This window comes from Pseudomonas donghuensis, assembly GCF_000259195.1.
GTDB classification, from domain to species: domain Bacteria; phylum Pseudomonadota; class Gammaproteobacteria; order Pseudomonadales; family Pseudomonadaceae; genus Aquipseudomonas; species Aquipseudomonas donghuensis.
Genome location: NZ_JH650768.1, coordinates 105,965 through 123,531, shown reverse-complemented (window position 1 = coordinate 123,531; position 17,567 = coordinate 105,965). Strand labels below are relative to the sequence as shown.

Sequence of the window (17,567 nt, the reverse complement as noted above, 5' to 3'; positions counted from 1 at the left end):
TGAAGAAAGGGGGCCAGAGCCCCTTTCTCTTTTGCGGGCATCGCCATCAGCTTAGGAAACCGCCATCCACGTTCAATGCCACACCGGTGGTATAGCTCGACGCGTCACTGGCCAGGTACAGCACTGCCCCGGCCATCTCCTTCGGATCGGCCACGCGCTTGAGCGGGATCTGCTGCAGGGCGGTGTTGAGGATCGCGTCGTTGTTGACCAGCGCCGAGGCGAACTTGGTATCGGTCAGGCCCGGCAACAGGGCGTTGCAGCGTATGCCGAACGGCGCGCACTCCTTGGCGAACACCTTGGTCATGTTGATCACCGCAGCCTTGGTCACCGAGTAGATGCCCTGGAAGATCCCCGGCGATACGCCGTTGATCGAGGCGACGTTGATGATGCTGCCGCCGCCGTTGTCGCGCATCAGCTTGCCGGCTTCCACTGACATGAAGAAGTAGCCGCGGATATTGACGTCGACGGTCTTCTGGAAGGCGCCAAGGTCGGTGTCCAGCACGTTGCAGAACTGCGGGTTGGTGGCGGCATTGTTGACCAGGATGTCCAGGCGCCCGAATTGTTCGCGAATGCCGGCGAAAACCTGACTGATCTGCTCCATCTCGCCGATATGGCAGGCAACCGCAGTGGCCTTGCCGCCGCCGGCAGTGATCGCATCGACGACCTGCTGGCAGCCCTCGAGCTTGCGGCTGGAGACGATTACATGGGCGCCTTGCTGGGCCAGCAGGTGGGCGATGGCTTCGCCGATGCCGCGACTGGCGCCGGAAACGAAGGCGACTTTACCGTCGAGGTCGAACAGGTGAGTCTTGGACATGGTCTTTTCCTTGTTGTAGTCGTCAGAGTGGGGACTTGGCGATGACCTGCAGGCTCATGTGCTCCAGCAGCGTGTTCATGTGAATGAACTGGGCGAAGCGCTTGTCCTGGGTCTGGCCGTGGAAGAACCGGTAGTAGATCTGCTGGACGATGCCGGCCAGGCGGAACAGGCCGTAGGTGTAGTAGAAGTCATAGTTGTCGATTTTGATCCCGGCGCGTTCGGCGTAGTAATCGACAAACTGCTGGCGGGTCAGCATGCCCGGGGCATTGCTCGGCTGGCGGCGCATCAGTTGCACCGGCGCCGGGTCCGCCGCTTCGATCCAGTAGGCCAGGGTGTTGCCCAGGTCCATCAGCGGATCGCCCAGGGTGGTCATCTCCCAGTCGAGCACACCGATGATGCGCATGGGGTTGTCGGCATCGAGGATGACGTTGTCGAAGCGGTAGTCGTTATGCACGATGGCAGGCTTGGGGTGATCGGCCGGCATTTTTTCGCGCAGCCAGGCGATGACCTTTTCCCAGCGTGGCGCATCGGCGGTCAGGGCTTTTTCGTAGCGGCTGGCCCAGCCCTCGATCTGGCGTTGCACATAGCCTTCGGGCTTGCCCAGGTCGCCCAGGCCGCAGGCGTTGTAGTCGACCTGGTGCAGCTCGACCATACGCTCGATGAAGCTCTTGCACAGGGTCTCGGTGCGCTCGGCATCCAGGCCCAGTTCCGGCGGCAGGTCCGAGCGCAAGATGATGCCCTTGACCCGGTCCATGACGTAGAACTCACCGCCGATCAGCGCCTCGTCGGTACAGTGCACGTAAGCCTTGGGGCAGTAGGGGAAACCGCTGTTGAGCTGGTTGAGGATGCGAAACTCGCGGCCCATGTCATGGGCGGATTTGGCCTTGTGGCCAAAGGGCGGACGCCGCAGCACGAACTCGCGCCCGGGGTACTGCACCAGGTAGGTCAGGTTCGAGGCGCCGCCGGGGAACTGGCTGATGCTCGGCGAGCCGCTCAGGCCCGGGATGTGCGCCTTCAGATAAGGGTCGATCACCGCAGCGTCGAGTTCTTCGCCGGGGCGGACCTGGGTGGACTGGTCGGTGAGCGTCATGCGTTTCCCTTATGATCAAAGCCAGAGATTATTGGTCAATCTAATTCCTGTAACGGTTGCTCACAAGCATAGGTCGGCCTTATAGGCGAGCGTGTTGCAGCCCAATCAGCAGGCTTGATCGGCTGAGCCGGTGGGTGGGGCAAGTGGCGGGTGAATACATATCTACAGCCTCGCGCCAGCGTGCCTTTGATTGACTGCTGCCTCAAGCCATCCATGAGGCAGTGCACATGACAACCGACGCTTTGAGGCCATTCAAGGCCCACGACCAGTACTTCGAACAGCAGATCCCCACTTGGCTGAGCCATTCCAGCACCCATGCCATCAAAGAGCTGCATCAACGTCAACTGCCCCCTGCCCAGGTTGCCGCCGATACGGAGCCGCAGCTGCGCGACGCCTTCAATGACAGCCTGCGGCGTAGCCAGGCATCCAATGCCGCCGCCGCCAGGGTTCTGCGCACAGTCAAGGGTATCAGCGAGTTCGCCGAACCGCTGCTGCGGGCTGAACTCAAGAAACGTTTCTCGCTGGATATCAGCGTGACCGCCAATGAGCTGGTGCACATGCGCAATGACGCGTCCTGGCGCGAAGACCGCCTGGCTTCGGTGCTGATTTCTCGCCAACCGTTGTTGCAGGCGGCCTTGCAGAACTTCAGTGCAGGTGACGTTGAGGTCTTTCGCACCGATGCCTACAGCGCCGTTACAGCGTTCGGTGCCTTGCAGCCCTTTCCTGAAGCGGTCGACCCTGCTCGGCGCGCCCACCAATCCATCCGCTACTCGAGCAAACTGTCGATCAGCCCTCATCAGTTCGCGCAAATGTGTCGGGAGCTGGATATCGGCCAGCAGTATCAAGACCATCTTCAGGCAATTTTCGACGCCCCCAATACCCGTGACGCCGTGCGCCAGACCCTGGTTGCAGCCGCCAGAGACCTGTGCGAAACCAGCATTCACGCTGCCCGCGTCGCTGGGCACATCAGCGAGCCGGCCTACCGCATGCTGAAAAAACTGCTTGCCCAGTCGGCGACCTCCCCGGCGTCGCGTACCTTGAGGGTCGACAAGGTGTATGAGTATGGCAAGAGTGCGTTCGACGGTTCGCGTTGTTATTTGCTGAACCTGTTCGGTACCACCCTGGGCGCCGGCTTTTTGCTGATCGGCCCCGATCCTGCGAGCGCGCAGTCGTCTGTGCCATTGGTGGTACTGATGCCGGGCGCTGCCAAGCCTGTGCAGGAATACGACTCCTACGCGGATTTTTACCTCAGCCTCAAGGCGCGCTTGCTGAATCAGGATTTCAGGCGTTTCTTCAGCCGGTTTCTTGGGTGGCGTGGGCAGTCCAAGGTGTTCGGGCAGTTGACGTCGCCCAGCAGTTGGCAAGCGCAAAAGCCCAGGACCCAGGAGGTGCGGGGCGAAGTGTTCGACTACCTGCACACGGCGATGTTGGTCAGGGCCAGGGATGACGCCAGGGCCCTGGCGGTACCGACTCGGGAGGTGGACCGCGAAGCCTGGCTGCAGGAGCTGGACCATTGCCTGGGCTTGGGTTTTAGCATGCTCAATGTCGCCGCCTTCTTTGTGCCGGGCCTGGGGGAAGTCATGATGGTGGCCCTGGGTGCACAATTGCTCGGCGATCTGTTCCATGGCCTGCAAGCCTGGGAGGCCAATGACAAGGAGCAGGCAATCACCTACCTGCAGTCGTTCGGCATCAACCTGGCCATTACCGCCGGGCTCGGTGTGGCGGCAGGGGTCGTGGGTACCGCATTGAGCCAGCCGCTGGCGATCGACCTGCTGGAGGCCGTCGAACTACCGGGGGGCGAGGTCCGTTTGTGGCGGCCAGACCTTGGCCCTTACCAGCGCAGCGCAGAGGTGCTGCAGGGAAGCGTTGCCGATCCACAGGGCATTTACCGGGTCGATGGCAGGCGCTATATCCGCATCGAGGGCAAACCGTTCGAAATCACCCTGGATTCGAGCCTGGGCAAATGGCGGATCAAGCATCCCGACGATCCCCAGGCCTATCGGCCCGTGCTCGAGCATAACGGCCAGGGGGCCTGGCATCATTCACTTGAGCGCGTGGACAGTTGGCCACGCAAGACACTGGTACGCAGGTTGGGGCCGGGGTTCGAGGGCTGGTCCGATGCGCTGCTCGAACGCATGGCCGACATCAGCGGGGTCAGCGACGCGCAACTGCGTCGCGTCTACAGTGATGACCTGCCCACCCCGGCAGCGCTGCTCGATACCCGGCACCGTTTCGAAATCGATCGCTTGATCAGTGCGCAGATCAACAATGTCAGGACCGGGCAGGGGCTGCAAAAGGAATTCGACTATCCGGTATCGCTGTTGCCGGAATTGCCGCAATGGCCGAGCGGCAAATCCATTGAACTGTTTGACAGCGCCGAGTTGTGGGGGCAACCGCAGGTGCATGGCAGCCCGGCGCCAGGTGTGGCGGCGATCAAGGTGTCGCGCAGCGATCTTGCGGCGGGACGCCTGGCCCGCAGGGTGATAGAAGGCTTGAGCCCGGCTGAGCGTCGCCATTGGTTTGGCAATGACTACCTGGCACGAGACCTCGAAGCAGTGCTGCGCCAGAGCCTGGCTGAGCGGATGCTGGCGTCAAGGGTGCGAATCTTCGATAGCCTGTACTTGGACCAGACGGAAATTGTCGACACCTTGCAACGGGCCTTGCAGCGTGATTTCCAGGGGTTGTCGCGCCCGGTCGCCAAGGCTTTGGCCGAGGCTGCCAGTGAAGTTGAAAGCAGTCGTTGGCAGGCTTCGCAGCGGGTGCCGCTGACGCTAGCCAAGCGGGCCCGCGAGGCTTCGCGGCAGATCCGCCTGTCACGCGCTTGCGAAGGCCTTGAAATAAGTTACCTGGCCAAAGACGACACCTACCGGCTGGCCCTTCATTTGTTGCCGGAACTACCCGGCTGGAGCGATACGGTTCATTTGAGCGTGCGCAGCGATAGTGTTTCCGGCACCGAACTTGACAGCATCGGCAGTGCTGCAGCAGTGTCACGCAAAACGCTGGTACGCACCGCGCAGGGGTGGCGCGCACATGACGAACGCGGGGAAACGTTGGACGGGCTGAACAGCTCAGACCACGGATTTTTCACCAGCGTGCTGCTGGCCTTGCCGGACAGCGAGCGTGTGGCACTTGGCCTGAATATCGACGACAGCGACGCACTGCGCCACAAACTATTGGAGCTGGCCGCCCGCCAGCCGGCCAAGGCAAGGCTGGCGCTGGGCATGGCGGTGGACCATGGCGGCTTCCGGGCGCCTCTGCCCATCGGCGCCGGCCGCCGTGGTTACCCCTTGGGCGGTGTGATCGGGCGCTTGTTGCCCCGCACTCTGGAGCAGCGGCTCAGAGCGCTGTTTCCAGATTTTACCGATGGGCAGTTGCGTGACTTTTTCCGCAACGCGAGCGTGCAAGATGAGAGCCTGGAGAACGTAATCGGCGATCTGGAGCAGGAGCTGAGGGCCGAACGGGAAAGCTTGTCAGCCTGGGTAGAGCAAGGGGCTTCGGCCACTGCCCGCACACGGCGCAGGCTAGTGGCAATGCAGTTGCTGGATGTATGGCAGTTGCGTCACCGGGCGCCACTTGAGGTCAGTGAGTACCAACTGGATGGGACGCCGGGTTACCTGCTGAGACTGAACTCCCCTGTGGTTGACGCGCTGCCACCCCTGACGTGCGAAATCGACCAGGTTCTGGAACTCGAATTGAGCACCATGTCGGCCATCACCGAATTGCCCGCGGATTTCCTCCGAGCCTTTCCCAACTTGCGCCGCTTGAGCGTGCGCAACACACCGATCACTGACCTCCCTGAAAACGTGGCGCAACTGAGTGAGCTGCGGGTGCTGGATTTCACCTACACGCAAATAGGCCTGGCCAATCTTGAACGCTTGAGCGGGCTTCGACGCCTGTGGTCACTGGACCTCAGAGGCGTCTCGCGCTCAGCGCTCATGCTTACCGCCGCACAACTTGCGCCCTTGTGCCAGTTACCCGCCTTGCGCTTTTTGTCGCTGATGGAAAACCAAATCAGCTTCGGTCCGGGCGTGTTTGCCGAGTTGGCGCGGCTGCCGAACGTGCGCCGGTTGTATTTGACCCGCAATAACATCACCCTGACCGAGGCCGATGTCGGTGAGCTGGCTGGCATTACCACCTTGCGAGAACTGTCCATGGGGCGCAACCCCTTGATGCGCGCCCCGGATATCCGCCAGATGCCGGCGTTGCGCCTGCTGGCCTTGCCCGAAGCGCAGATAACCACCTGGCCGCTCGGGCTTGAAACCACCTCGACTATCGAGGTTCGGCTTGAAGGCAACGCCATCACCGAGGTACCTGAGGGTGCCGGACGGATGCGGGGCCTGTCGTTTGGCTACGAGGGCATGAGCGAGGCGCTTATTACCCGGTTTATTCGTGAGCGCATGCAGTTGCAGCCCGATCCGGGCGCGGACGTGCTTATCGAGGAGGAGTGGGATGAGGACGCGGACGATGACCTCAGTGCCTATCACCAACTGACTGAAGAACAGGCGCACACCGCGCGGGAGCTGTTCAGCCTGCCCGACTCGCACTCCTTCAGGCGCTTGCTGGCCCGGTTGCTGAGAAACAGGCAAGTAGCCGAGGCTCAGGCCGTGAAGTTGATCGAGGCGGCAGCGGCTGACCCTGAAGGGCTGGGCAGGCAACTGTTCGCTCAGGCAGTCGACGCTGATACCTGTGAAGACCGTGACGTCGTGGTGTTCAGTGATCTGCAGGGGCTTGAAGAAGCAGACCAGGCCCTCAGCCAGGTTGCGCTTGCCCAAGGTGACCAGGCCAGTCGCCAACTGCTCGCCCTGGGTATCAGCCGCTGGCGCCTGCAGCGCTTGCGTACCTATGTGGCGGAGCAGATTCGGGGCTGGCGATCGTCGATGCCAGACATCGACGACATAGAAGTGGAGCTGTACTACCGAATTCACCTGGCCGCACGTCTGGGCTTGCGCAATCAGCCGTCCACGATGAGGTTTCCTGGTCTTGTGACCTGGGTGACCAGCGATATGCTGGAGGCGGCGGCGCGCGTCATTAGCCAGGACCAGGCTGGCTTGCTACCGCAATGGATGGTCGAGGAAGTCTACTGGCAGAATTATCTCAGGCGTGTGCACAGCGAGCGCTTTGAGGCGCTGCAGGTTGAACTGGCCGAAGTCTTCGACCCTGCAATCGATTTCATGGAAGCGCTGCAACGGCTCCGGGGAGAGCAAGCGGACCTGGCAACGCCGCTTCCTGTGGTACAGGGCCAGACGGCTGAGCAGCTGGCGCTGGCATTCGGGGTAGCACAAAACGAGCTGGCGCAGTTGGCTTATGTCGAGGCCGAATGGAGTCAGGCGTATGCAAACCTGCAGGATGCCAGGGAGGCCAGGGAGAATGAGCTTCCAGGGCTTCTGACCAGAGAGGAAATTGAGCGTAACGCCCGATAGCGACCTGCCGGCGATTGCAGCAGGCAAAAAACCGAAGCCAGGGCTTCGGTTTTTTTATCGCTGCAAGCCGATCAGGCCGGGAACAGCTCGCTCAGTTTCATCGACAGCATCATGTCGCCTTCAACGCGCAGCTTGCCGCCCATGAAGGCCTGCATGCCGTCGGTTTCGCCGCTGACGATACCCTTGAGGGTTTCGCTGTCCAGTACCAGGGTGCAGTTGGCGTCAGCGTTTTCGCCTTCCTGGATGTCGCAGGTGCCATCCTTGACGATGAGGGCGTAGTGCTTGTCTTCGTCAGTGATGTTGAAACCGAAAACCAGGTCCAGGCCGGCGGCAGCGGCTGGGTTGAACTTGGCTTGCATCGCTTTGACGGCATCAGCTACAGAAGTCATTGAATGTTCCTTATTAAGTGATTTGCGTGACGGGTGAGGTCACAACGAGCCGGGGTTCATCGGTAGGTGATGAGCTCCGGCGCCTTCAACAGCTGCACATGGGCCTGGCTGTTGAAGGAAGCCAGGGCCACCTCGCGGCCGCGAAACTTCAGTTGGCTGAGCGAGGTGTTGATGATCTGCCAGTTCAGCTCGAAAGCCTGGCCGGCAGTGATACGGGTTACCAGGTGGAGCAGGGCGGCGATGGTGCCGCCCGAGGTGAAAATGGCAATGTTGTCGCCGTTGCCGGCCTGCTGCAGCACCCGCTGCAGGCCGCCGTCGACACGCTGGACAAAGCCCTGCCAGCTCTCGGCGCCTTCGCAGGCATGTTCGCCGCCGTGCCAGCGCTGTACCAGCAAGGCGAACAGGCGCTGGAATTCGCTGCGGTTCTGGGTGGCGTTGCGCAGTACATGCAGGGCTTCGGGCTCGTCCGGCAACAGGCCGGGCAGCAGGCCGCGGATCACGCCATCGGCGTCGAATTCGTTGAAGGCGTTGTCGGTTTCCAGCGCGGGCACTTCACAGCCGGCGTTGTGCATGACGGCCAAGGCCAGGCGCGCGGTGTCTTGCTGGCGGCGCAGGTCGCCGGCCAGGCAGCGGTCCAGGCGCAGGCCCAGTTGCGCCAAGTGCTCGCCGAGGGCCTCGCTCTGGCGCATGCCCACGGGCGAGAGGACATCATAGTCGTCTGCACCAAATGAAGCCTGGCCATGTCGAATCAGGTAGATACTGCCCACGTCGTCCGCCTGCACTTAAGGATGAGCCGAGGTTAGGTTGCCGCTGTCGGGCTGTCAACGAAAAAACATACAAGCGTTTGAAAAGAGCGTTTGAACTGCATTGCCGAAGATTTCCTACGCTGGCAGGGTCAAGGCCGCCTCGGTATGCTTGACTATCGGTTCGCGCCGTACGGGCGCAGGCATGTTAAGGAGTTACTGTGGAGTTTCTTGCAGAGTACGCAAGCTTTCTCGCCAAGACCGCGACCCTGGTGATCGCGATTCTGATTGTCCTCTCGGCGATTGCCGGTTTGCGCGGCAAGGGCCGGCGCAAGGGCGGCGGGCAGTTGCAGGTCAACAAGCTCAACGAGTTCTACAAGGACTTGCGCGAGCGCCTGGAAAGCAGCTTGCTGGACAAGGCCCAGCTCAAGGCCCTGCGCAAGCAGCAGGCCAAGGCCGAAAAGCAGCAGAAGAAAAAGCCCGAAGAAAAGCCGCGGGTGTTCGTCCTCGACTTTGACGGCGACATCAAGGCCTCGGCCACCGAGAGCCTGCGTCACGAAATCAGCGCCGTCCTGAGCCTGGCCACGGCCCAGGACGAGGTGGTGTTGCGCCTGGAAAGCGGCGGCGGCATGGTTCACAGCTATGGCCTGGCCGCCTCGCAACTGGCGCGTATCCGCCAGGCCGGGGTGCCGCTGACGGTGTGCATCGACAAGGTCGCCGCCAGTGGTGGTTACATGATGGCCTGCATCGGCGACAAGATCGTCAGCGCGCCGTTTGCCATCCTCGGCTCGATCGGCGTAGTGGCACAGCTGCCCAATGTCAACCGCCTGTTGAAAAAGCACGATGTCGACTTCGAGGTATTCACTGCCGGGGAATACAAACGCACCGTGACGGTGTTCGGCGAGAACACCGAGAAGGGCCGGGAGAAGTTCCAGGAAGACCTGGACGTCACCCACCAGTTGTTCAAGGATTTTGTCTCGCGCTATCGCCCGCAGTTGCACATTGATGATGTGGCTACCGGTGAAGTCTGGCTCGGCGTTGCGGCGCTGAACAAGCAACTGGTCGACCAGTTGATGACCAGCGATGAGTACCTGAGCCAGCGCGCCCGCGAGGCCAACCTGTATCACCTGCACTTTGCCGAACGCAAAAGCCTGCAGGAGCGCGTCGGCCTGGCGGCCAGTGGTTCGCTCGAGCACCTGGCGGTCAAGCTCTGGAGCCGTCTCAGTGGGCGTCTTTGGTAACCGGCAACCCCCGCGGCGCGCAATGCGCAAGCATTAATTAGCACCCAGGTGGTGCTGCCGGCAGGTCTCCTAGGCGTTCAAGCCTACAGGAGACTTGCCATGCCCCCCCCCTCCAGTATCTGTTCCCGGCCTGCATGGCCCCTTCATCTTGCAACGCCTGCCCGCCTGGATCAGGCACGCCAGGCCCGAAAACTTCGACCAGATGGGCGCTCACCTGCTGCCGGAACAGCATGGTCGCGACCAGGGCGACTGGTTTACGGCCGCCAGCGAGGTTGAAAAAAAGCTACTGGCCGATTACCAGATACGCAGCCGCCGTTCCGGGCAACGCCTGGCCCGTGAGCTGAAGGACTTCAAGGGCATTGGCGCGTTTTGCGAACCCTTGCTCAAGGCCCGCCTCAAGGCCGACCTCGGTGCCGAGCCTGATATCGACAACGATGAGTTCGTGCGTATCGAACGCGAATCGGTGTTGCTGGGGGTAATGCTCAAGACCATCCCGCGCCGCCAGCGCCTGATGCAGGCCGCGTTGCAGAACTTTGCCGCCGACAGCGAGTTTGAAGACGGTACCGCGCTGGCCCCCAAGGCATGCTGTTCGAGCACATGGCCAATGTCACCGCAGCGCAACTGGACAGCGCCGCAACCGAGGTGCTGGAGGGGGAGACGCCGGAATCCTTGAAGGCGGGTATTTCGGGGCGGGACTTCTGGATCGACTTTCTCAAGATGCGCTATGCGGCCCGTTTCGATGAGGCCAACAAACCTTACTTTGCCCGGCTGGAAGCGCTGGACGCCGACAAGCAGACGATGAGCGACCAGGCGTACCGCACTCGCTCGGAAACCATTGGGCAACGGCGCACGTTGGACGAGCAGCGCTTGATCGAGACGCTGACGACGGATATCTGGAATAGCGTGCCGGATCAGGTTACCCGTTTGTAACCCTGTTGGCAGTGCAACTGGCGCCCGTGCCGAGTGAGGCTCGGGCGCCGTTTTGCATCAGCGACGACGGAACAGCGGTTGCGGTTCGTCAGTGGCGGCCTGGTAGGTCACCGAAAAGTCCTGCAGGCTTTGCAGCGCTTCGACCGGGTCCTTGTCGGCACGCAGGGCAAAGGCGTCGAAGCCGCAACGCTTCATGTAGAACAACTGATCACGCAGCACGTCGCCAATGGCGCGCAGCTCGCCGGTGAACTTGTAGCGGTCACGCAGCAGGCGCGCATTGGAGTAGTTGCGCCCGTCGGTGAAGGCCGGGAAGTTCAGGGCGATGACCTGGAACTGGTTGGCGACTTCGCCGATTTCTTCGGCTTCTTCATCGGCGTCCAGCCACACGCCCAGGCCGCCGTCGCGGGCCATGAGCATATGGCCGTGTTCACGCCACAGCTGCAGTGGAACAATGTAGTCGTCGCAGTTGGTCACTTCGTCGATGCTGAAGTCCTTGGGCAGCAGGTGCCAGGTTTCGTCGACGATCTGGTTGTTCTTAATGATTCGCTGCATAGACGCGTTCCTTGAATGGGTCGATGCCAATACGTTGGTAGGTGTCGATGAAACGCTCGTCTTCGGTACGTTTTTCAACGTAGACGTCGATCAGCTTCTCGATCACATCCGGCATGTCGTCCTGGGCAAAGGAAGGGCCGAGGATCTTGCCCAGGCTGGCGTCGCGGCTGGCGCTGCCACCCAGGGAGACCTGGTAGAACTCTTCGCCTTTCTTGTCCACCCCGAGGATGCCGATATGGCCGACGTGGTGGTGACCACAGGCGTTCATGCAGCCGGAGATGTTCAGGTCCAGCTCACCGATATCGAACAGGTAGTCCAGATCGTCGAAACGGCGCTGGATGGATTCGGCGATCGGGATCGACTTGGCGTTGGCCAGGGAGCAGAAGTCACCGCCCGGGCAGCAGATGATGTCGGTCAGCAGGCCGATGTTCGGTGTTGCGAAGCCGTTTTCGCGCAGCTCCAGCCACAAGGCGTGCAACTGGCTCTGCTCGACGTCGGCGAGGATGATGTTCTGCTCGTGGGAGGTACGCAGCTGGCCGAAGCTGTAGCGCTCGGCGAGGTCGGCGACGGCATCCAGTTGCTTGTCGGTCAGGTCGCCCGGGGCCACGCCAGTAGGCTTGAGCGACAGGGTCACGGCCACGTAGCCGGGCTTTTTATGCGCCAGCACGTTGCGCGCGCGCCAGCGGGCAAAGCCTGGGTGCTGCTGTTCGAGTTCGCTGAAGTCGAGGTTGTCCAGCGCCTTGTAGTCCGGGTCGACGAAGTGCTTGGCCACGCGGTGCACTTCGGCTTCGGTCAGGGTAGTGCTGCCGCCGCGCAGGTGGACCATTTCGGCCTCGACCTTCTCGGCAAACACTTCAGGGGTGAGCGCCTTGACCAGGATCTTGATCCGCGCCTTGTACTTGTTGTCGCGACGGCCGTAGCGGTTGTACACGCGCAGGATCGCGTCCAGGTAGCTGAGCAGGTCCTGCCAGGGCAGGAACTCGTTGATGAAGGCGCCGACCACCGGGGTACGGCCCAGGCCGCCACCGACCAGTACGCGAAAGCCCAGTTCGCCGGCTGCGTTGTACACCGGCTCCAGGCCGATATCGTGCACTTCGATGGCCGCGCGGTCGCTGCTCGAGCCGTTGATGGCGATCTTGAACTTGCGCGGCAGGTAGGCGAATTCGGGGTGGAAGGTGGTCCACTGGCGAACGATCTCGCACCACGGGCGCGGGTCGATCACTTCATCGGCAGCGACACCGGCGAACTGGTCGGTAGTGACGTTGCGCAGGCAGTTGCCGCTGGTCTGGATCGCGTGCATCTGCACGGTGGCAAGCTCGGCCAGAATCTCCGGGATGTCTTCCAGGGCAGGCCAGTTGTATTGCACGTTCTGCCGGGTACTGATGTGGGCGTAGCCCTTGTCGTAGTCGCGCGCGATCTTCGCCAGCATCCGTGTCTGACGCGACGTCAGCTGGCCATAAGGCACGGCGACTCGCAACATCGGGGCAAAACGTTGGATATAGAGGCCATTTTGCAGGCGCAGGGGGCGGAACTCTTCTTCGCTCAGTTCACCGGCCAGGTAGCGGCGGGTCTGATCACGGAACTGCTTGACGCGGTCCTCGATGATCCGCTGATCGTACTCGTCGTATACGTACATAGGGGTCCTGTTCTCAAGCTGCTTGCAGCTAATCGCGCGCACGGCCGCGCACTCCGATGCGGAGCCGAAGAAAGATAGCAGTTTGCGTTTATGCGCAAAAGTGAAGTTTTTGCATATGAAAAGAACCATTTGGACTAAGTGAGACTGACTGGCGTTTAGCCAATGTGCCACTACGGGCGGTTATAATCGGCGGTTTGAATAGCGGGAGCGTTAACGCATGCTCAAGGCCTTGTGCCAAAGCCTTTGCCTGAGCCTGCCAGTGGTGGCTGGCGCACAGGCGGCTTCAGTGGTGTTTCTCAATCCGGGCTATTCCAACGAGACCTTCTGGGTCAGCTATTCGCGTTTCATGCAGGCTGCCGCCGACGACCTGGGCATGCAGCTGAGTATCCAGTACAGCGAACGCCGGCCGGAGCTGGCGCTGACCCAGGCCCGGGAAGTGCTCGAAGGTCAGCGGCGCCCGGACTACCTGGTGCTGGTCAACGAACAGTACATCGCCCCGGAGATCATCCGACTGTCCCGTGACAGCGGGGTCAAACTGTTTCTGGTCAATAACGGTCTGACCCCGAACCAGGCCGAGCTGATCGACAGCCACCCGGACAAATACCCGCCGTTGCTCGGCACCCTGGTGGGCAACGACGAGCAGGCTGGCTACCAGATGCTCAAGCAATTGATCGCCTTGCGCGCGCAGCCGGGCCTGACCCGGCCGCTGGAACTGCTGGCGTTTTCCGGGCTCAAGACCACCCCGGCCTCGCAATTGCGCGAGCAGGGTATGCGCCGCGCCCTGGCCGAGCACCCCGAAGTGCGCCTGCGCCAGGTGGTGTATGGCGGCTGGGGCAGGGAGCGCGCCTATGAGCAGGCCAGGCAATTGATACAGCGCTACCCGAAGATCGAGCTGGTGTGGTCGGCCAATGACGAGATGGCCTTTGGTGCCATGCAGGCGGTTGTCGAGGCTGGGCATGTGCCGGGCAAGGACGTGCTGTTCAGTGCCGTCAACAGTTCGTCGGCGGCGCTGCAGGCGCGCATTGACGGGCGCCTGAGCGTGCTCATGGGCGGGCACTTTTCCCTGGGCGGCTGGGCCATGGTGTTACTGCACGATGATGCGTTGAAACTGCCAATTGATCGGGACGGGCGCCGTGAACATCAGGTGCCGGTGTTGCAAATGATCGACCCGCTGCGAGCGCGGCGCTGGCTGAACCTGCAGGAACAGGCCGACTACGGCCTGGATTTCAACCGTTTTAGCGCCCAAGGGCACCCGGGCGACTACCGTTATCCGTTCCTCAAGGCCCCCGTCGAATATTGAAATGCCCCTGCTTGAGCAATGGCCATTGCTGGACTTAACTGCAACGGGTTACATGCATTCCCATAACCACTACAAGAGGCGATGCAATGGGAAATTCGACCAAAGCGGGTAAGCCTGACAGCAGTGTCGATGCCTGGGCGATACTCTGTCTGATCATCCTGGTGGTGGTGACCGCCGTGTATTGGGTCAGCCACCAGTGACATCACGCGATGGGTAACAGTGAACCGCCCGCAGAAGGGATATCTGCGGGCGGACTGCTGTTTAGCGGGCGGTAAGGTGCATGGCCAGTTGCACCAGCCCGATCAGTACCAGAATGAAAAGCAAGGTGAACACGGTGCCCAGCGCAATAAAGTGGCTGGCCTTGCCGTGGTTGAAGTCGCGGGCGCGGTTCTTGCCGCTTTGCACCCCGAACGCCGCCGCCAGGATGCTTTGCAGCATCTGCCAGAAGGTTGGGGGTTTGCCTTGGGCGGGTTCGTCCATGAGGGGCTCCTTATAGAAGGCATCTCCCCCAGTGTAGACGGAAGCTGCAAGCTATGAGCTACAAGCTACAAGCTACAAGCTACAAGAGGCTGATGCGCCCTCTTGCAGCTTGTGGCTTGCAGCTTGCAGCTTCAGTTGTCATACCCAAGGTTAGGCGCCAGCCAGCGCTCGCTTACGCTCAGGTCCTGCCCCTTGCGCACCGTGTAGCTCTGCACCTGGTCCTTGTCGACCTTGCCCACGGCAAAGTACTGCGCCTGCGGGTGAGCGAAGTACCAGCCGCTGACCGCCGCCGCCGGGAACATGGCGAAGTGATCGGTGAGGAACACGCCGCTGGGGCCGGTTTCGCCGATGGCGGTGCCGTCGAGCAGGCGGAACAGGGTTTCCTTCTCGGTGTGGTCCGGGCAGGCCGGGTAGCCCGGGGCAGGGCGGATACCCGCGTACTGCTCCTTGATCAGCGCCTCGTTGTCCAGGTGCTCGTCCTTGGCATAACCCCAGTAGTTTTTCCGCACCTGTTCATGCAGCCACTCGGCGCAGGCCTCGGCCAGGCGGTCGGCGAGGGCCTTGACCATGATCGAGTTGTAGTCGTCGCCCTTGTCCTGGTAAGCCTTGGCCACTTCCTCGGCGCCGATGCCGGCGGTGGTGATGAAGCCACCGACGTAATCGGTGATGCCGGTCTCTTTTGGCGCAACGAAGTCAGCCAGGGAGAAGTTCGGCTTGTTGTCCGGCTTGATGGTCTGCTGGCGCAGGTGGTGCAGTTGTGCCAGCGGCTGGCCGTCGGCGCCATAGACTTCGATGTCGTCATGGTTGACCTGGTTGGCCGGCCAGAAACCGAACACCGCGCGGGCGCTGATCAGCTTCTCGTCGATCAGCTTGGCGAGCATCTCCTGGGCATCCTTGAACAGCGCGGTGGCCGCTTCGCCGACCACTTCGTCGGTGAGGATGCGCGGGTACTTGCCGGCCAGGTCCCAGGAAATGAAGAACGGCGTCCAGTCGATGTAGGCGGCCAGCACCTTGAGGTCGATGTCCTTCAGCACTTTGACGCCGGTGAAGCTCGGTACCACCGGCTGATAAGCGGCCCAGTCGTATTTCGGCTTGGCGGCAATCGACTGCTCGTAGCTCAGGCGCTCGGTGCGGGCGCTGCGGTTGGCGGTGCGCTCGCGGACTTCAACGTAGTCCTGGCGGGTCTTTTCGACGAAGCCCGGCTTGAGCTCCTTGGACAGCAACTGGGTGGCGACCCCCACGGCACGCGAGGCGTCGGTGACGTAGATCACCGCGTCGTTGCTGTATTTGGGCTCGATTTTCACCGCCGTGTGCGCCTTGGAGGTGGTGGCGCCGCCGATCATCAGCGGCAGGTGGAAGTCCTGGCGCTGCATCTCACGGGCAACATGGACCATCTCGTCCAGCGACGGGGTGATCAGCCCGGACAGGCCGATGATGTCGCACTTCTGCTCGCGGGCGGTCTGCAGGATCTTCTCGGCCGGGACCATGACCCCAAGGTCGACGATGTCATAGCCGTTGCAGCCGAGCACCACGCCGACGATGTTCTTGCCGATGTCGTGCACGTCGCCCTTGACCGTGGCCATGAGGATCTTGCCCTTGGCTTCGGGCTTGTCGCCTTTTTCCGCTTCGATGAACGGAATCAGATGGGCCACCGCCTGCTTCATTACCCGCGCGGACTTGACCACCTGGGGCAGGAACATCTTGCCGGCGCCGAACAGGTCACCGACCACGTTCATGCCGCTCATCAGCGGGCCTTCAATCACCTCGATGGGGCGCGCGCACTGCTGGCGGCATTCTTCGGTGTCTTCGACGATAAAGGCAGTGATGCCTTTGACCAACGCGTGTTCCAGGCGCTTGTCGACCGGCAGCGAGCGCCATTCTTCGTTCTCGACTTCCTTGACCGCGCCACCGCCCTTGTAGTCGTCGGCGATAGCGAGCAGGGCGTCGGTGCCGTGCGGGGTGCGGTTGAGCACCACGTCCTCGACCTTCTCGCGCAAGGCTGGCGGGATTTCGTCGTAGATCTCCAGCTGGCCGGCGTTGACGATACCCATGGTCAGGCCATTCTGGATCGCGTGGTAGAGGAACACCGAGTGGATCGCCTCGCGCACCGGGTTGTTGCCGCGGAACGAGAACGACACGTTGGATACCCCGCCCGAGGTCAGGGCGTAGGGCAGATGGTCGCGGATGTAGGCGCAGGCTTCGATGAAGTCGACGGCGTAGTTGTTGTGCTCTTCGATGCCGGTGGCGACGGCGAAGATGTTCGGGTCGAAGATGATGTCTTCCGGCGGGAAGCCCACTTCATTGACCAGGATGTCGTAGCTGCGCTGGCAGATCTCGCGTTTGCGCGCAGCGGTGTCGGCCTGGCCGACCTCGTCGAAGGCCATCACCACCACGGCGGCGCCGTAGCGCTTGCACAGCTTGGCGTGATGCTTGAAGGCCTCGACGCCTTCTTTCATCGAGATCGAGTTGACGATGCCCTTGCCCTGGATGCATTTGAGGCCCGCTTCGATCACGTCCCATTTGGAGGAGTCGATCATGATCGGTACGCGGGAGATGTCCGGCTCGCCGGCGATCAGGTTGAGGAACTTGACCATGGCTGCCTGGGAATCGAGCATCCCTTCGTCCATGTTGATGTCGATCACCTGGGCGCCGGCCTCGACTTGCTGCAGGGCGACTTCCAGGGCTTCGGTGTAGTTCTCTTCGCGGATCAGCCGGGCGAACTTGGCGGAACCGGTGATGTTGGTGCGCTCACCGACGTTGACGAACAACGAGTTGCGGTCGATGGTGAACGGCTCCAGGCCCGACAACCGGCACGCCTTGGGGATGTCCGGAATGGCCCGTGGCGGGTACTTGGCCACCGCTTCGGCAATTGCCTGGATATGCCCGGGGGTGGTGCCGCAGCAACCGCCAATGATGTTCAAAAAGCCGCTGGCGGCGAACTCTTCGACCACCACGGCCATCTCGGCCGGGGG

At 61.8% G+C, this 17,567-nt stretch carries 13 protein-coding genes; 5 read left to right on the top strand and 8 right to left on the bottom strand.

From position 1 onward, the window contains the following. Nucleotides 1-46: 46 nt before the first annotated feature. Entirely contained in the window at nucleotides 47-814 is a 768-nt protein-coding gene (locus tag UW3_RS0116665; protein WP_010223714.1) for an SDR family oxidoreductase, read from the bottom strand. Between the two features lie 22 nt (nucleotides 815-836). After that, nucleotides 837-1,904, bottom strand: a complete 1,068-nt coding sequence (locus UW3_RS0116660; RefSeq protein ID WP_010223713.1) for a phosphotransferase family protein — start codon at nucleotides 1,902-1,904, stop codon at nucleotides 837-839. A 227-nt stretch (nucleotides 1,905-2,131) separates the two neighbouring features. On the opposite strand from UW3_RS0116660, the gene UW3_RS0116655 reads away from it, so the two are divergent. Beyond that, entirely contained in the window at nucleotides 2,132-7,324 is a 5,193-nt protein-coding gene (locus tag UW3_RS0116655) for a dermonecrotic toxin domain-containing protein (RefSeq protein ID WP_010223711.1), read from the top strand. A gap of 71 nt (nucleotides 7,325-7,395) precedes the next feature. On the opposite strand, the gene UW3_RS0116650 is transcribed toward UW3_RS0116655, so the two are convergent. Together UW3_RS0116650 and UW3_RS0116645 are read right to left on the bottom strand one after the other, a co-directional pair. After that, nucleotides 7,396-7,713 carry an SCP2 sterol-binding domain-containing protein gene (locus UW3_RS0116650; RefSeq protein ID WP_010223709.1) on the bottom strand — a complete coding sequence of 106 codons (318 nt, stop codon included), beginning with the start codon at nucleotides 7,711-7,713 and terminating at the stop codon, nucleotides 7,396-7,398. A 56-nt stretch (nucleotides 7,714-7,769) separates the two neighbouring features. After that, on the bottom strand, nucleotides 7,770-8,480 hold the full coding sequence (locus UW3_RS0116645; protein WP_010223707.1) for a histidine phosphatase family protein: 711 nt from the start codon (nucleotides 8,478-8,480) through the stop codon (nucleotides 7,770-7,772). Between the two features lie 197 nt (nucleotides 8,481-8,677). Here UW3_RS0116645 and sohB point away from each other — a divergent pair, with 197 nt between their 5' ends. The 3 genes from sohB to UW3_RS0116630 all read left to right on the top strand — a co-directional run bounded on the left by sohB (nucleotide 8,678) and on the right by UW3_RS0116630 (nucleotide 10,627). Then, a complete protein-coding gene (sohB, locus tag UW3_RS0116640) occupies nucleotides 8,678-9,697 on the top strand; it encodes a protease SohB (RefSeq protein ID WP_010223706.1) in 1,020 nt (339 codons plus the stop codon). Between the two features lie 148 nt (nucleotides 9,698-9,845). Continuing rightward, nucleotides 9,846-10,370, top strand: coding sequence for a dermonecrotic toxin domain-containing protein (locus tag UW3_RS0116635; RefSeq protein ID WP_010223704.1), 525 nt, complete (start codon nucleotides 9,846-9,848; stop codon nucleotides 10,368-10,370). Then, complete coding sequence (locus UW3_RS0116630) at nucleotides 10,295-10,627, top strand: hypothetical protein (protein WP_158467531.1); 333 nt, start codon at nucleotides 10,295-10,297, stop codon at nucleotides 10,625-10,627. Before UW3_RS0116635 ends, UW3_RS0116630 begins: the two co-directional genes overlap by 76 nt. Nucleotides 10,628-10,684: 57 nt before the next feature. Here UW3_RS0116630 and UW3_RS0116625 read toward each other — a convergent pair whose 3' ends face one another. Continuing rightward, nucleotides 10,685-11,179, bottom strand: coding sequence for a DUF934 domain-containing protein (locus UW3_RS0116625; RefSeq protein ID WP_010223700.1), 495 nt, complete (start codon nucleotides 11,177-11,179; stop codon nucleotides 10,685-10,687). After that, entirely contained in the window at nucleotides 11,163-12,815 is a 1,653-nt protein-coding gene (locus tag UW3_RS0116620) for a nitrite/sulfite reductase (RefSeq protein WP_010223698.1), read from the bottom strand. The genes UW3_RS0116625 and UW3_RS0116620 overlap by 17 nt, the downstream gene beginning before the upstream one ends. A gap of 217 nt (nucleotides 12,816-13,032) precedes the next feature. On the opposite strand from UW3_RS0116620, the gene UW3_RS0116615 reads away from it, so the two are divergent. Next, the gene (locus UW3_RS0116615) at nucleotides 13,033-14,115 is read left to right on the top strand and encodes an ABC transporter substrate-binding protein (RefSeq protein WP_010223696.1); all 1,083 of its coding nucleotides are present in this window, start codon (nucleotides 13,033-13,035) and stop codon (nucleotides 14,113-14,115) included. Nucleotides 14,116-14,376: 261 nt separating this feature from the next. Here the strand turns inward: UW3_RS0116615 and UW3_RS0116605 are convergent, their stop codons facing one another. Together UW3_RS0116605 and metH are read right to left on the bottom strand one after the other, a co-directional pair. Beyond that, nucleotides 14,377-14,595, bottom strand: a complete 219-nt coding sequence (locus UW3_RS0116605; protein WP_010223692.1) for a DUF2970 domain-containing protein — start codon at nucleotides 14,593-14,595, stop codon at nucleotides 14,377-14,379. 131 nt (nucleotides 14,596-14,726) lie between these two features. Beyond that, nucleotides 14,727-17,567: methionine synthase (gene metH / locus UW3_RS27145; protein WP_010223690.1), on the bottom strand; the 2,841-nt coding region annotated here is incomplete at its 5' end.

Excerpts from the sequence above, each read along its gene's own strand:
- UW3_RS0116665 (WP_010223714.1), bottom strand. The coding sequence starts at position 814 with ATGTCCAAGACTCACCTGTTCGACCTCGACGGTAAAGTCGCCTTCGTT.
- UW3_RS0116660 (WP_010223713.1), bottom strand. The coding sequence starts at position 1,904 with ATGACGCTCACCGACCAGTCCACCCAGGTCCGCCCCGGCGAAGAACTC.
- UW3_RS0116655 (WP_010223711.1), top strand. The coding sequence starts at position 2,132 with ATGACAACCGACGCTTTGAGGCCATTCAAGGCCCACGACCAGTACTTC.
- UW3_RS0116650 (WP_010223709.1), bottom strand. The coding sequence starts at position 7,713 with ATGACTTCTGTAGCTGATGCCGTCAAAGCGATGCAAGCCAAGTTCAAC.
- UW3_RS0116630 (WP_158467531.1), top strand. The coding sequence starts at position 10,295 with ATGGCCAATGTCACCGCAGCGCAACTGGACAGCGCCGCAACCGAGGTG.
- UW3_RS0116625 (WP_010223700.1), bottom strand. The coding sequence starts at position 11,179 with ATGCAGCGAATCATTAAGAACAACCAGATCGTCGACGAAACCTGGCAC.
- UW3_RS0116620 (WP_010223698.1), bottom strand. The coding sequence starts at position 12,815 with ATGTACGTATACGACGAGTACGATCAGCGGATCATCGAGGACCGCGTC.
- UW3_RS0116615 (WP_010223696.1), top strand. The coding sequence starts at position 13,033 with ATGCTCAAGGCCTTGTGCCAAAGCCTTTGCCTGAGCCTGCCAGTGGTG.
- UW3_RS0116605 (WP_010223692.1), bottom strand. The coding sequence starts at position 14,595 with ATGGACGAACCCGCCCAAGGCAAACCCCCAACCTTCTGGCAGATGCTG.